Genomic DNA, 12,701 nt, shown 5'->3' on the forward strand with positions numbered 1-12,701 from the left:
CGTCGCCTGTCGCAGGCCCCGAGAACTCCGGTCGGCCTCCGTCGATGCCCCGAACCGATGCCGGCACGGCTGTCCCCTCGGGTAGCTGGGAAATGGTGTCCAGCGGAGAGGGCGACGGGCTGTTCTTCGGAGTGACCGAGGGCGAACCGGCTCGCGTCCACCTGTTCTGCCCATCCGGCGGGGGGCTTCTGGTCAACGTGAACGCTTTCCGCCCGATCGGCAGCGAGGAGCGGATGACGTTCGGCTCCGGCGCTACGGTCGTCACACTGGTCGCCGATCCGTCCGGCGACACGTTGCGCGGCGGCGTGAGCGGTGAGGGGCCGGTACCGTCCGAACTGGCCGCGATCCTGACCGGCGATACGGGACTGTCGGTCAACTACGGCTCGCAGAACGTTGGCCCGCTTCCGCCCGTTTCCACCGAGATGACGCGCGATTTTGTGGCAGGCTGCAGCGATTGACCTTGCTAGGTATCTATTTTTTTCGAGCTTCGCGCATCCCTTTGGTCGGCTCGTGCGTATCTGTCGCCGACACGCGGGATTTCGTCCCGCACGGTCGCTCGATGAACACTTCAAGGGAAGATGGATATGAACAAGCTCGCAATCGCGCTCGCCTCGGCCGGCGCCCTCGCGCTCGCCGCCTGCAGTCAGGCGCCTGAGGAAGCCGCCGAAACCGATGCCATGGCCGAAACCACCGCCATGGACGAGGCGAACGCCGCTGCCACCGCCGGTACCGTGGTCGAAGTTGCCCAGGGCAACCCCGATTTCTCGACGCTCGTATCGGCCGTGACCGCCGCCGACCTCGGCACGACGCTCTCGGGCGCCGGCCCCTACACCGTGTTCGCGCCGACCAACGCCGCGTTCGAGAAGGTCCCCCAGGCCACCCGCGACACGCTGATGAGCCCGGCCGGCAAGGAAGACCTGACCGGTATCCTGACCTACCACGTTGTCGAAGGTGAAACGCTCGCCGCCGCGCTGACCGAGGCGATCACCGCCGCCGGTGCAGAGGGCGCCAAGCTCACGACCGTCAACGGTGCGGTCCTCACCGCGAAGTCGGAAGGCGGACGGGTCACGCTCACCGACGCCGCAGGCAACGTCGCCACCGTCACGCAGACGGACATCGACGCCTCGAACGGCGTGATCCACGTCATCGACACGGTACTGATGCCCTCGTAACTTGGGTTGAAATGGCAGGGCGGGTCCGGCTTTCCGGGTCCGCCCTGTCGCTCATTTGCGGGCGAGCGCACCCAGTATCCGGTCGAGCGACTGGAGAAAGCGCGAACGGTCGGCGGCGGAAAACGGCGCTGGACCGCCTCCCGGTCCGTCCATTCCTGCGCGCAGATCGGCCATGATCGCCCGCGTGGCGATCGCACTTCCGATGCTCGCCAGGTCGAACGGTCGCCCGTTGTGCGCGACCACTTGCGCTCCGGCCTTGAGACAGCGATCCGCCAGCAGGATGTCGCCGGTGATTAGCACGCTGCCGGGTGCGGCCCGCTCCGCGATCCAGTCGTCCGCAGCGTCGAACGCGTCGCCCACCAGGACCCGCTTGATCGACGGGCGATCCGGCACCCGAAACGGCGCGTTGCTGACGACAAAGACCTGCGCTCCGTATCGGCCCGCGACACGGTAGATTTCCTCCTTCACCGGGCACGCGTCGGCATCGACGAACACGACGGGTACGGAGCTCGGAGTCGGGGGCGGCGGGGCGGATTCCATCGGGGGCCAATAGACCCGGGCCGGCGCGTCTGGCTAGTTTGCGTTCTTCATGTTCTCCAGCCCCTTGATGCCACCCGGCTTGAGGCTGGGCTGACTGGCGTTCTGCTTGGGCGCTTTTTCCGCCTTGGGTTTGCGGACTTCCTTGTTCGACTTGCGTTGGCCCTTGGCCATGATCGGTTCCAATCGGGGGCGAAAGGCCCCGCCGCGATCCTACCCCCAATCGCCGCGAACGGCGCATACTATCTGGCGTTATGGACTCGGGCCCCGAGCGGGCGTAATCCTTTCGGTGCGGGTCGCCCTCTGGGGGAGGGACGCCGTCATGGTCACGATCGTATCACGCAGGACTTTTGCCGTCGGCACGCTGGCCGGCGCGGCGCTCGGAGGGCGGGCGTTGGCGCAGAGCCTGACCGCCACGTCCGACATGGGACCGTTCTTTCCGGTCTCGCATCGCGGCGAAACCGATGCCGACCTGACCCGCGTCGCTGGCGGTGCTGGGCGGGCGAAGGGTCAGGTGATCGAGGTCATGGGGCGGGTGCTCGACAAGTCCGGCAAACCGGTGTCCGGCGCGAAGCTGGACTTGTGGCAAGCGAACGCCGCAGGACGCTATGCCCATCCGCAGGACCCGGCGGTCATGCCGCTCGATCCCAATTTCCAGGGTTTCGCTTCGATCCGGAGCGGCGCGGATGGCAGCTGGAAGATCCTGACGGTGAAACCCGGCAGTTATGCAAGTCCGATCGGCGAACGCCCCCCGCACATCCACCTCGACGTGCAGGGAAGGGATTTTCGCGGAATCTACCAGATGTATTTTCCGGAGGACGCCGAAGCGAACGGCCGGGACAGCTTGTTCAAGTCGTTGGGTGATGGCGCACCTACGTCGGTCGCTAGCGCGCAAGGCGACCATCGCTACAGTTGGGACATCGTCCTACTCGAAGGCTGAGCCGGTCAGCCCGCCGCCGCAAGTTCCGCGGCAACGTCGATTATGCGCGGTCCGCTTGCTCCCGCCGGTTCGGTGAGGTCGAGAGGTTGGACCTGATCGGCAACTGGATGCGCGGTGATTGCCGGCGCCGGCTGCTGAATTTCTTCCACTGGTTCGTCGAAATATTCCGGTGCGGCTTCGGACACATACTCGGGCTCATCCCAACCGAAACGCCGCTGGGCATAAAGCCCCCGCGTCGACAGTTCTGCCACTTCTATTCGTCCGGCCGGCGTCACCATCGCATAGTGATCCGGAGCAGCGACGTTGGGTAAGCCGCTGTCGCTCGGATCGAACGCAATCGAGCGCTCGGGGAGTAAATCGCTGCCGATGCCGCCGTTCAATATGGGTGTCGTGTTGGTAGTTGCGCCGCCGACCGCTCCGGCGATGGACGCAATCACGCACGCGCCCAGAAACAAGGGCGTTGCCTTCATGGCTGTCGCTCCGAAATTGAAGAATGCTTTCGCCTCGGATAATGCGCGAACCATGAAAACTGTTCCAAAGTTCGCCCAGGCCCGTTTCTCGTCCGACTCCAGTCGGATCAACAAGTTGCATCCTGCGATCGTGGGATTGCTGATGCTGGCTGCTTGCAGCGGGAACTCGGTCTCCGGAAATCTGCCGGGCGACAGCGACGATTCGATGCCGTTTGCGGAGATTGGGGCGGAAGAGGTCGTACGGTTCACGGGAACCGAACCGTTCTGGGGTGGGCAGGTCAGCGGCAGCGAGTTGACCTTCAGCACGCCGGAAATTCCTGACGGTACCCCGATCTCCGTTGAGCGGTTCGCCGGGCGAGGAGGCCTCTCGTGGACGGGCACTTATGAAGGCAAGCGGTTCGCGCTCGCGATAACCCCGGGCGAATGCTCCGACGGCATGAGCGACCGGACCTATCCACTTGTAGCCACTCTAGAGGTCAACGGCGGTCAGCAGAGCGGATGCGCGTGGACTGATCGCCAGCCCTTTTCCGGCCCAACGAACCCCTAAATTTGCGTTCCGTTCATCGCAGGACGGCCGCATTTCATCCGGTTCCGCGAATTGCCAAGACGCGGTTTTTCAAGCGGTTAGCCTCTGTCTGAACCGCCGATAAACGGAACCCGCTGTTGGGCCGCAACGTTTTGTGGAGTGAACTAGCCGGTTCGTTCGAGCCGGTCGTTCACATCTCGCGAGGTCGCAAGCGAGAGGGGCGGCCCTTCTATCGAGCGGGGTCGCCCCAATCTTTTTCAGGCACTCGTTTCAAGCCATGCGGGGGCAATTGCCGGATCGATAGCGTCGATCCGCAAGTGATCGACGGCCACCCCAAGTTCCGGATATGCTGCGCGCTGCCTCTGCGGGTCCGATCTAGCAATCGGCACGACCACGAGGCGGCGGTTGACCTTCGATCGCCAGTTCATGCGCGCAGTGTTTTCCTGCCCGACATAGCATCCCTTGGTGAAGCTGACGCCGTTCAGCTCGACCGCGTTGGTTTCGAGCCACAGGATTTCGCCAAGCTCGCCATGACCTTCGGGTACTCCATGGGATAGGCGGTAGGCGCGCCACACGTCGTCGGCAGGAAGGTCTCCCGCGTCGAAGGGTGCAAGCCAGCGGTAGCCCAGACCGGGTAGCCTCGGGTCCGGCGAGGCGCCCTCATTGGCATCCTGCGACCAGTGCACCGCGACCGCATCGTCGCGCGCAATCGCCAGCTTGCGACGCAGGCGATAGAGCGACAACCGCTTGACGAGATCGTCGGCAAGGGCTGTTTCGCAATCGAGGAGCAATTCGCGTGGACCGCCGGGCCAGACGATCAAGTCGAACATCGTCTTGCCCTGCGCGCTCAGCAGCGCGGCGTATGCGGGAAGCGGGCCGGCGACGTCGTTCGTCAGGAGACCTTGCAGGAAGGCAGACGCGCTTTCGTCGTCGGCCTGGGGGGTCACGCGAACGATCGCGCGTTCGGTCAGGTGAGTGGCGGGCATGGCTGGCAGATAGGGACCGCCGCGCCTAAGGGGAAGCGATGACCGAATCCCTGACGATCCGCCGACCCGACGACTGGCACGTTCACCTGCGCGACGACGAGATGATGCGCGGCGTGGTTCCTTATACCGCTCGGCAGTTTGCGCGCGCGATCGTGATGCCGAACCTGTCGCCTCCGGTGACCACGACCGAAGCGGCTCGCGTCTATCGCGAGCGCATTCGGGCGGCGGTTCCGGCAGGGGTCGCTTTCGAACCGCTGATGACGGCGTACCTCACCGATGCGACAGACGGCGCAGACCTGGCCCGCGGGAAGGCCGAGGGGGTGTTGACGGCGGCCAAGCTCTACCCGGCGAACGCGACCACCAATTCCGCACATGGGGTGACCGACATCGACAAGCTGTCCGGGGTCTTCGCCGCGATGGAAAATTCCGGTCTCGTGCTGTGCGTCCACGGCGAGGTCACCGCGAGCGACGTCGACGTGTTCGACCGCGAGGCGGTGTTCATCGACCGCCACCTGACACGCATCGTCCAGGAGTTTCCCGGCCTCAAGGTCGTGCTGGAACACATAACCACCAGCGAGGGCGTCGCGTTTGTCGAAGGTGCGGGCCGGAACGTGGCCGGAACGATCACCCCGCAGCATCTCCATATCAACCGCAACGCGATGTTTGCGGGCGGGATGCGTCCCCACGCCTACTGCCTGCCCGTCGCCAAGCGCGAGCAGCACCGCCTCGCGCTGCGCAAGGCCGCCACCTCGGGCTCGGGGCGGTTCTTCCTGGGCACCGACAGCGCGCCCCATGCCAAGGAGGCGAAGGAGAGCGCGTGCGGGTGCGCGGGCATCTTCAACGCGCCATTCGCGCTCGAAAGCTACGTGCAGGCTTTCGAGGAGGAGGGCGCGTTGGGCAGCTTCGAACAGTTCGCCTCGCTAGCCGGTCCTGCGTTCTACGGACTGCCGGTGAACGAAGATACCGTGACGCTGGAGCGCGTGTCGGTCGACGTTTCCGAAACGCTCGACATCGGGGGCACGTCCGTTGTCCCGTTCCACGCGGGCGAGAAGCTCAGCTGGCGGCTGAGCGCCTAGACCACAGATCCCAAACGAAAACGGCGATCGCGGCCCAGATCATCACGAATGAGGCCAGCTCGGCGGGGAGAAGCGGTTCTCCGAAGACGGTCAGACCCAGCACGAAGACGATCGTCGGGGCGAGGAACTGGATGAAGCCCAGTACCGAATAGTCCATTCGCCGCGCAGCTTCCGCAAAGAGCCACAACGGTATGGCAGTCACCACGCCGCCCAGCACGATCGCGGCGCTGAGGCCGAGGTCCTGCCCAAATGCCGGTCCGGCAGGCGTGGCGGCATACCAGCCCACGATGCCCAGGGCAGGCACCAGAAGAATGATCGATTCGATCGTCAGCCCCGGCAACGCGCCCACCGGTACGCGCTTGCGCACCAACCCGTAGGTGCCGAACGACAGGGCCAGCGTCAGGCTGATCCAAAGCGTCGTCAGCGCTCCGCCCAGGAGTATCGCGATCCCGATTCCCGCAAGGCCCACGGCGATCCACTGGCGGCGGGTCAGGCGTTCCCCCAGCAGCATCGTGCCGAGGAGAACGTTGACCAACGGGTTGATGTAGTATCCCAGGCTCGCGGCAAAGACCTCACCAGCCTGGATTGCCCAGATATAGACCAGCCAGTTGATTGCGATCAGCGCGGCGCTGACGGCCAGCCATCCGAGAACGCGGGGATTGCGCAGGGCGGTCACGATCTCGCCGATCTGGCGGCGGTAGGCGGCGATCGCCAGGCACAAAGGGAGCGTCCAGACGATGCGCCAGGCGACGAACTCCACCGGCGGGACCGCGGCAACGAGAATCAGGTAGAGCGGAAGAAAGCCCCAGATGAAGTACGCGCCGAGCGCCTGGGGCAGGCCATCGGCCTTCGGGCGGGGCGCTTCGTTCATCTTGTCGCCCGCCTAGGCCCGCTCGCAGAGCACCGCAAGGCAGGGAAATGCGGTCCTTTTCGCCTTTTCGAAAAAAGTTCGTTCCTGAAAGCGCCGTTGCCATTCGTTCAGCTACGGACCTCTATTTATGAACGTGACAGATGGGGTGGCCCACTCAGCCTCTCGGTCGCTGGACATGCAAAGGAACTGAACGATGAACAAGAGCCCCCTGAAGATCGCTGCGCTGGCCCTTGCCGTGCCGGGTCTGGCGCTCGCCGCTCCGGCTGCGGCCGCACCCGCCGCGCACAGCGCCGCCTATCAGAACAGCGCCGTGTGGGGCGACCAGTCGGTCAACCACAATCACAAGCGCAAGCACCGCGGATACGACAGCCGCTATTACGGCTCGCAGCAGAGCTATTACGGCGATCCGATCAACTCGAACACCCGCGTCTGGCGCGGTGACGACAACCGCTATTACTGCCGCAAGTCCAACGGCACGACTGGTCTGGTGATCGGCGCTGCGGGCGGAGCCCTGCTAGGCCGCGAGATCGCCGGCTCCGGCGACCGAACCCTCGGCGCGATCCTGGGTGCGGCGGGCGGTGCCCTCCTCGGCCGCGAGGTTCAGAAGGGAATCAGCGGCAGCCGCTGCCGCTGATTCAACAGACTTGGCGATCGTGCCCACCCACGATCGCAAGCGCGAACCCTATGGGGGTCGCGGAAGGCGCTCTTCACTTCGGTGGGGGGCGCCTTCTTCCGTTGCAGGTCGCGTCCCGCTAGTGCTTGGCGCATGATCCGCTCGGTTCCGATTGCGCTGGCAGCCATTCTTCTTTCGGCCTGTGGTGGCGGCGGCGAGCCGGAGGATTCCGTGCCGCAACGCGATCCGCAGGTGGCGCAGGCGCTCGACGATCCACTTCTGACCGACCCGGATCTGTCCACCCTCAACGAGGCGGGAGCGGCGCTCACCGTGATCACCGACAGGTCGCTACCGCTTCTTCCTCCTACGCGCGAGGCGATCGAGGCCGCACGCGAGGAGGCAGCTTCGCTCGTCGGCGGGTCGGACAAACTCGTTCCCCTGGGCGAGCCGAGCGCCACCGCGAACGCGCTTCCCCTCACGGCGGCGCCGGACGAACAACTGGCTGTTGCAGGTGGCAGCGACGCGTGTGGTGCCAGCTTGCAGCGCGGGGCAATCTGGGCAGCGCGGATGCCAGTCGAAATGCCGATCTATCCGCGCGCGGGTTTGACCGCTGCTTCGGGTTCGCAATCCGCCGGCTGCGACGTTCGGGTTCTGACGTTCGTCACACCGGTCGATCTGCCGGACGTGCTGGCGTTCTATTCCGATCGCGCTCGCCGCGCCGGGCCGAAGCCGATCTATGCAAGGGCCGGCGTCGATCTGCTTCTGCGCGGCGCCTCGGCCGCCCTGGCCTACGAAGTCCGCGCGCGCCGGGTTGGGGACCAGACCGTCGTGCGCATGGTCACCATCGGGCGCTAGGTGTCGCCCACGCGCGGGGTCTTGCGGCGTTCGTCCCGAAATCCCGCTCCGATTGTTGCTCGCGGCTGGTCCATCTCGGTGCTCGCCACGGGATAGGCGCAATAGTCCGCTGCGTAAAAAGCGGATGGCCGGTGGTTTCCCGAAAGGCCGATCCCGCCGAACGGCGCCTTACTGCTCGCGCCGCTCGTCGGCCGGTTCCAGTTGACGATCCCGGCGCGGACGTTCGCCCAGAACCGGTTGTAGTCCTGCGGCGCGCCTCCGATCAGCGAGGCCGACAGCCCGAATCGTGTATCGTTCGCCTCTGCGATCGCCTGATCCAGGTCGTCCACCTTGATGACCTGCAACAGCGGTCCGAACAGTTCGACGTCCGGCCGATCCTTCATCCCGGTCACGTCGATGATGCCGGGGCTCAGGAACGGCAGCGCGCCGTCGGGCCGCATCATGTGCTTGATCGCCTTGCCGCCATTGGACAGCAGATAGAGGAAGCTCTCCGAAAGCTGGTCGGCGGACTGGTTGTCGATCACCGGTCCCATGAAGGGCGCGGGATCGGCGAACGGTTCGGCAAAGATGATGCGGTCGGCGAGTGCCTTTACCTCGGAAACGAGCGCATCGTACATGCTCGCCTTGACGATCAGCCGCCGGGCCGCCGTGCAGCGCTGGCCGGCGGACGTGAATGCGCTCTGGATCACGAGCGTCGCGGCGTCGGTGATCTTGGGCGTATCGACCACCACGATCGGATTATTGCCGCCCATCTCGAGCGCAACGATCTTGCCTGGATTGGTCGCCAGCCGCTTGTTGATCGCGATGCCCGCCTGCGCGCTGCCGGTGAAGAGCACGCCATCGATATCGCGGTGGCCGACGAGAGCCTGTCCCTCCGCAATGCCGCCTTGCAAGCACTGGGCGACGTCCGGCGGGACGCCCGCATCGTGCAGGCACTTCACCAGAAACTCGCCCACCGCGGGTGTCTTTTCGCTGGGTTTGAACACCACCGTGTTGCCCGCGATCAGCGCCGGAACGATGTGACCGTTGGGCAGGTGGGCCGGGAAGTTGTAGGGTCCCAGCACCACCAGCACGCCATGCGGCTTGTGCCGCACGGCTGCGGTGCCCTGGAGTGCGCTGTCGAATTTCTTCTGACCGGTCCGCTCGGCGTAGGCGCTGACCGAGATATCGACCTTGGCGACCACGGATTCGACCTCGGTGCGGGCCTCCCACAGCGGCTTGCCGGTCTCGCGAGCGATCAACTCGGCGAGCGCATCGTGATACTTGCGAACCTCGTTGGCAAATCTGCGAACGAGCTCGACCCGAGTGGCGAGCGGCTTGGCCGCCCATTCCGGCCACGCACGCCGCGCGCGCTCGATCGCGGCATCGACGTCGCCCGCCGTACCGCGCCAGAGTTCCGCGCCGGTCGCGGGCTCGAATGAGATGAGGTCCAAGGTCGTCAAGCGATGGCTTGGTAACCGTTAGTCGCGTGGGAGCAAAGAGCCTTTCCGCCCATTCACCAGACGATCGATCGTTCGATCGGAGAGCACGACTCCAACATTAAGTTTCTTTCTGAAATCAAAAAATGGTTAAAAATATTCTCTGCTTGAGTTGTGAGGTTGTAAGGGTTCATTAACGGCACCGAAGACGGGAGTCGTCCCGCCGAAAACTACAAGAAATTCCGAAGTGGTTGCTCAAGTTTTTTGTGGCGAAGGCAAGCTATTTTTTTCGAGAAGCTCGCTAACCGCAGACGCAATAGGGTATGTTCGTCATGAGTCCAGTTTTTCACGCCTGGCCGCTCACGGCCTTACTGCCTCGGCAAGTGTTATGGCATTTGTCGCGCTGACCGCGACGCCGGTCGCAGCGGCCGAGTGTCTCCTCGACACCAAGAATGACGGCGTGGCGGTCGCCCTCGATACGGATGGTGGCGCTGCCTCGTCGGATCCGACCGCGCTGGCCTGCGGCTTCGCTGCGAATGCCAACTGGGCGCAGACGACCGCTGTCGGCACCGATTCCCTTGCGGTAAATGCTGGCGCAAGTTCGGTTGGCGCAAATGCCCAGGCGCTCCAAACCGACGATATCGCAATCGGTCGCTACAGTGTCGCCTCTGGAGGCGTGAGCATTGCCATCGGTTCGTCGAGCAATCCCCTGATTGCGGCGACTGCTACCGGCAACACCGCAATCGCGATCGGTTTCGGTTGCGACGCCCTGCAATTCGGTTCGCTCGCTATCGGTACCAACAGTCAGAGCGCACAGCTGGTCGCGACAGCGCTAGGCAGCAACGCCCGTGCTTTGGCCCAGTCGTCAGGCGCTATCAATGACTTCACACTTGCTACTGGGGTCTTTTCAACCGCCGTCGGCGTGAATGCCATGCTCTCGCACTTGGCACTGTCGCGGTAGGTGTTAATGCCTTGGCGAGCGGCGAACAGGCGATTGTCACCGGGTCAAACTCGGTTGCTACTGGTGTGTTCTCGACGGCAAGCGGATACATTTCACAGGCTTCGGACCGTGGATCTTCGGCTTTTGGTGCCAACGCAGTGGCTACGGGTGATCAGGCTTCCGCATTTGGTAATGGCGCTCACGCAACGGCTCAGGGCTCTGTCGCTATCGGCCACGCAGCACTCGCCACCGGTGAAGGATCGATTGCAACCGGCGATGCGGCCTTGGCCAGCGGTGCTCAGGCAATCGCCATCGTGAAGGCGCACTAGCAAGCGACGACCTCGCGACCGCAACTGGTTACATCGCTGCCGCTACTGGCCCGGGGTGGTACCGCTTATGGTGCTGCCACCCAAGCGACCGGCTTCGAGTCGACCGCAATCGGCAACAACGCAGTGGCATCGGCTGAGCAGTCGACTGCCAACGGCACACTGGCGACAGCACACTGGCGACGGCAAGCGGAGTGTTATCGACCACCAGCGGTAACATTTCCAATGCCGCCGGTCGCGGTTCGGCAGTAAATGGTGCGAATGCCAATACAGTCGGCGATCAATCGGTCGCGGTGGGTAACCCGTCGGTTGCTGGCCTTGAGTCGGTTGCCGTTGGCCGGATCGCTTCGGCGAATGCGGCCACAGCCGTTGCCATCGGTAACGATGCGCAGGCCAACGAAGAAGATGCAGTCGCGATTGGCGATATGACCCGCGCTGGTTTCCACTCGACCGCCATCGCGACGTCCGCTCCACGCCGCCGTTAAGCAGGCGCCAACTTCAGATGACCCGAGGGCAGGGGCGGTTGGCCCAGGAATTCGCCCAGTGCGCGGATGCGGTCAACCGCGTTTGTCATCGCACTCCAGTCATCGCGTTTGGCGATCGCCGCCCATATTTCCTCGACCTCGTCGATCACCATAGTCGGTCCCGGGTTGAAGTCGTCTCCGCCTGAAGCAATGCCTGCCGGGACATAACCCCGCAGCGCTTCGGCCAGTTCGCCGGTAGCCCGTTCTCCATGCCTGTGGCGGACGAAAAACCGCGCTGGGCTCTCTCCGCTTTCGGTCATCGCCGCCTCGCACGCAGCTATCAGCGCGGCGTCTCGCTCGTCGCCTTGCGAGAGCAGTCCGAGACGCCACAGCCAGTGGCGCCTTACGTTCGCCATGTAGAGCGGTCCGAACCGCTCCAGAGCTTCCATCAGCGGCGCGGATTCGACCAGCGAGCGAAGCGCGACGGCCAACTGTCCGCAGTTCCAGTACAACGCCTCGGGCTGGCGGCCGAACGCATAGAGGCCCGCGTGGTCGAAGTAGGCCGCTGTGAATCCGGGCTGCCACGCAGGCAGGAAACGCCATGGTCCGTAGTCGAAGCTTTCGCCGGTCACGTTCATGTTGTCGGTGTTGAGTACGCCGTGCACGAACCCGGCGACCATCCAGCTTGCGGCCAGGTCCGAGAGCCGTTCGACCACCTGATGCATCAGGATCACGCCAGGTTCCTCGCGCGCCGCCGCCTCGTCCGGCGGCAGGGGGCCGGGAAATTGCGTAAGGCAATAGTCTATGAGCTCGGCCATGTGTTCCGTTTCGCCAAGCGCTGCCAGCCGCTGAAACGTACCGATGCGGATATGGCCGTGCGACAGGCGAACGAGGACGGCCGAGCGCGTGGGCGAAGGTTCGTCGCCCCTCGAAAGCTCCTCGCCGGTTTCGACGATCGAGAAGGTCTTGCTGGTATTAACGCCCAGCGCCCCGAGCATTTCGGTTGCCAGCAGTTCGCGCACCGCGCCTTTCAGGGTGAGGCGGCCGTCGGCCGTCCGGCTCCACGGGGTCGTCCCCGACCCCTTCGTGCCCAGTTCCAGCAGGCGTCCGTCGGTCGCCCGCATCTGGGCGAAGGTGAATCCGCGACCGTCGCCCAGGTCGGGGTTGTACACCCGGAACTGATGCCCGTGATAGCGCAGGGCGAGCGGCCCGGGCAGGGTTCCATGCAGGGGTTCGAACCGGGCGAAATGGCGGATCCAATCCTCATCGGAAAGCCCGGCCAGGCCCACCGTCGCCGCCGCGCGATCGTTGCGCCAGCGCAGTATCGTCCGTGGAAAATCGGCTGGCTCTACCGGATCGCCCAGCCAATCGGCGAGGGCAAGAAGCGGACGTTCTGGCCGGAATGCGGCAGGTTGCTCTCCGGCGATCATCCGGCGATAGTGGAGATCAGGGTGCGGCCATGCAAGCCGCTTGCGAGCAGGGGCTGCATGACGCCGACCAACGCGAT

Annotated in this window: 17 protein-coding genes; 10 read left to right on the forward strand and 7 right to left on the reverse strand. The window is 64.6% G+C overall.

Annotated elements, in window-relative coordinates; translation table 11 throughout:
- The first annotated feature begins 44 nt into the window (after positions 1-44).
- On the forward strand, positions 45-458 hold the full coding sequence (locus tag AR323_RS08640; RefSeq protein WP_152980320.1) for a hypothetical protein: 414 nt from the start codon (positions 45-47) through the stop codon (positions 456-458).
- Between the two features lie 126 nt (positions 459-584).
- Positions 585-1,172, forward strand: coding sequence for a fasciclin domain-containing protein (locus AR323_RS08645; RefSeq protein ID WP_123321801.1), 588 nt, complete (start codon positions 585-587; stop codon positions 1,170-1,172).
- A gap of 51 nt (positions 1,173-1,223) precedes the next feature.
- Here the strand turns inward: AR323_RS08645 and AR323_RS08650 are convergent, their stop codons facing one another.
- On the reverse strand, positions 1,224-1,712 hold the full coding sequence (locus tag AR323_RS08650; RefSeq protein ID WP_057883549.1) for a YaiI/YqxD family protein: 489 nt from the start codon (positions 1,710-1,712) through the stop codon (positions 1,224-1,226).
- Between the two features lie 33 nt (positions 1,713-1,745).
- Entirely contained in the window at positions 1,746-1,883 is a 138-nt protein-coding gene (locus AR323_RS14970; protein ID WP_164461518.1) for a hypothetical protein, read from the reverse strand.
- 148 nt (positions 1,884-2,031) lie between these two features.
- Between AR323_RS14970 and AR323_RS08655 the strand changes: the two genes are divergently transcribed.
- Complete coding sequence (locus tag AR323_RS08655) at positions 2,032-2,649, forward strand: dioxygenase family protein (protein ID WP_057883550.1); 618 nt, start codon at positions 2,032-2,034, stop codon at positions 2,647-2,649.
- 5 nt (positions 2,650-2,654) lie between these two features.
- Here AR323_RS08655 and AR323_RS08660 read toward each other — a convergent pair whose 3' ends face one another.
- The gene (locus AR323_RS08660) at positions 2,655-3,425 is read right to left on the reverse strand and encodes a hypothetical protein (protein WP_161808729.1); all 771 of its coding nucleotides are present in this window, start codon (positions 3,423-3,425) and stop codon (positions 2,655-2,657) included.
- Positions 3,426-3,902: 477 nt separating this feature from the next.
- Positions 3,903-4,631 (reverse strand): CAF17-like 4Fe-4S cluster assembly/insertion protein YgfZ, encoded by a 729-nt coding sequence (gene ygfZ / locus AR323_RS08670; RefSeq protein WP_057883552.1) that lies wholly within the window; start codon positions 4,629-4,631, stop codon positions 3,903-3,905.
- A 38-nt stretch (positions 4,632-4,669) separates the two neighbouring features.
- Here ygfZ and pyrC point away from each other — a divergent pair, with 38 nt between their 5' ends.
- Positions 4,670-5,707 carry a dihydroorotase gene (pyrC, locus tag AR323_RS08675; protein WP_057883553.1) on the forward strand — a complete coding sequence of 346 codons (1,038 nt, stop codon included), beginning with the start codon at positions 4,670-4,672 and terminating at the stop codon, positions 5,705-5,707.
- On the opposite strand, the gene rarD is transcribed toward pyrC, so the two are convergent.
- Positions 5,685-6,578, reverse strand: a complete 894-nt coding sequence (rarD, locus tag AR323_RS08680; RefSeq protein WP_057883554.1) for an EamA family transporter RarD — start codon at positions 6,576-6,578, stop codon at positions 5,685-5,687. The genes pyrC and rarD overlap by 23 nt on opposite strands.
- Positions 6,579-6,771: 193 nt before the next feature.
- Here rarD and AR323_RS08685 point away from each other — a divergent pair, with 193 nt between their 5' ends.
- Positions 6,772-7,212: a glycine zipper 2TM domain-containing protein gene (locus tag AR323_RS08685; RefSeq protein WP_057883555.1), complete on the forward strand. Its 441-nt coding sequence runs from the start codon at positions 6,772-6,774 to the stop codon at positions 7,210-7,212.
- A gap of 132 nt (positions 7,213-7,344) precedes the next feature.
- Complete coding sequence (locus tag AR323_RS08690) at positions 7,345-8,046, forward strand: hypothetical protein (protein ID WP_057883556.1); 702 nt, start codon at positions 7,345-7,347, stop codon at positions 8,044-8,046.
- Here AR323_RS08690 and astD read toward each other — a convergent pair.
- The gene (astD, locus tag AR323_RS08695) at positions 8,043-9,488 is read right to left on the reverse strand and encodes a succinylglutamate-semialdehyde dehydrogenase (protein WP_083495315.1); all 1,446 of its coding nucleotides are present in this window, start codon (positions 9,486-9,488) and stop codon (positions 8,043-8,045) included. The two genes, AR323_RS08690 and astD, sit on opposite strands and share 4 nt — an antisense overlap.
- Before the next feature lie 364 nt (positions 9,489-9,852).
- Here astD and AR323_RS08700 point away from each other — a divergent pair, with 364 nt between their 5' ends.
- From AR323_RS08700 to AR323_RS14645, 4 genes are read left to right on the forward strand one after another with little or no spacing between them, the layout of a single operon-like run.
- Positions 9,853-10,425 carry a hypothetical protein gene (locus AR323_RS08700; RefSeq protein WP_057883557.1) on the forward strand — a complete coding sequence of 191 codons (573 nt, stop codon included), beginning with the start codon at positions 9,853-9,855 and terminating at the stop codon, positions 10,423-10,425.
- 11 nt (positions 10,426-10,436) lie between these two features.
- Entirely contained in the window at positions 10,437-10,733 is a 297-nt protein-coding gene (locus tag AR323_RS15360; protein WP_083495316.1) for a hypothetical protein, read from the forward strand.
- Positions 10,734-10,778: 45 nt separating this feature from the next.
- Complete coding sequence (locus tag AR323_RS15365) at positions 10,779-10,982, forward strand: hypothetical protein (protein WP_407701074.1); 204 nt, start codon at positions 10,779-10,781, stop codon at positions 10,980-10,982.
- Positions 10,925-11,215 carry a hypothetical protein gene (locus AR323_RS14645; RefSeq protein WP_057883558.1) on the forward strand — a complete coding sequence of 97 codons (291 nt, stop codon included), beginning with the start codon at positions 10,925-10,927 and terminating at the stop codon, positions 11,213-11,215. The genes AR323_RS15365 and AR323_RS14645 overlap by 58 nt, the downstream gene beginning before the upstream one ends.
- On the opposite strand, the gene AR323_RS08710 is transcribed toward AR323_RS14645, so the two are convergent.
- On the reverse strand, positions 11,212-12,624 hold the full coding sequence (locus AR323_RS08710; protein ID WP_057883559.1) for a protein adenylyltransferase SelO family protein: 1,413 nt from the start codon (positions 12,622-12,624) through the stop codon (positions 11,212-11,214). The two genes, AR323_RS14645 and AR323_RS08710, sit on opposite strands and share 4 nt — an antisense overlap.
- Between the last annotated feature and the right edge of the window lie 77 nt (positions 12,625-12,701).

Source organism: Tsuneonella troitsensis (genome assembly GCF_001441535.1).
Lineage (GTDB): Bacteria > Pseudomonadota > Alphaproteobacteria > Sphingomonadales > Sphingomonadaceae > Tsuneonella > Tsuneonella troitsensis.

What these genes read in the sequence shown, in the direction of transcription:
- AR323_RS08640 (WP_152980320.1), top strand. Translation starts at nt 45, where the DNA reads ATGCCCCGAACCGATGCCGGCACGGCTGTCCCCTCGGGTAGCTGGGAA.
- AR323_RS08645 (WP_123321801.1), top strand. Translation starts at nt 585, where the DNA reads ATGAACAAGCTCGCAATCGCGCTCGCCTCGGCCGGCGCCCTCGCGCTC.
- AR323_RS08650 (WP_057883549.1), bottom strand. Translation starts at nt 1,712, where the DNA reads ATGGAATCCGCCCCGCCGCCCCCGACTCCGAGCTCCGTACCCGTCGTG.
- AR323_RS14970 (WP_164461518.1), bottom strand. Translation starts at nt 1,883, where the DNA reads ATGGCCAAGGGCCAACGCAAGTCGAACAAGGAAGTCCGCAAACCCAAG.
- AR323_RS08655 (WP_057883550.1), top strand. Translation starts at nt 2,032, where the DNA reads ATGGTCACGATCGTATCACGCAGGACTTTTGCCGTCGGCACGCTGGCC.
- ygfZ (WP_057883552.1), bottom strand. Translation starts at nt 4,631, where the DNA reads ATGCCCGCCACTCACCTGACCGAACGCGCGATCGTTCGCGTGACCCCC.
- pyrC (WP_057883553.1), top strand. Translation starts at nt 4,670, where the DNA reads ATGACCGAATCCCTGACGATCCGCCGACCCGACGACTGGCACGTTCAC.
- rarD (WP_057883554.1), bottom strand. Translation starts at nt 6,578, where the DNA reads ATGAACGAAGCGCCCCGCCCGAAGGCCGATGGCCTGCCCCAGGCGCTC.
- AR323_RS08685 (WP_057883555.1), top strand. Translation starts at nt 6,772, where the DNA reads ATGAACAAGAGCCCCCTGAAGATCGCTGCGCTGGCCCTTGCCGTGCCG.
- AR323_RS08690 (WP_057883556.1), top strand. Translation starts at nt 7,345, where the DNA reads ATGATCCGCTCGGTTCCGATTGCGCTGGCAGCCATTCTTCTTTCGGCC.
- AR323_RS08700 (WP_057883557.1), top strand. Translation starts at nt 9,853, where the DNA reads ATGGCATTTGTCGCGCTGACCGCGACGCCGGTCGCAGCGGCCGAGTGT.
- AR323_RS08710 (WP_057883559.1), bottom strand. Translation starts at nt 12,624, where the DNA reads ATGATCGCCGGAGAGCAACCTGCCGCATTCCGGCCAGAACGTCCGCTT.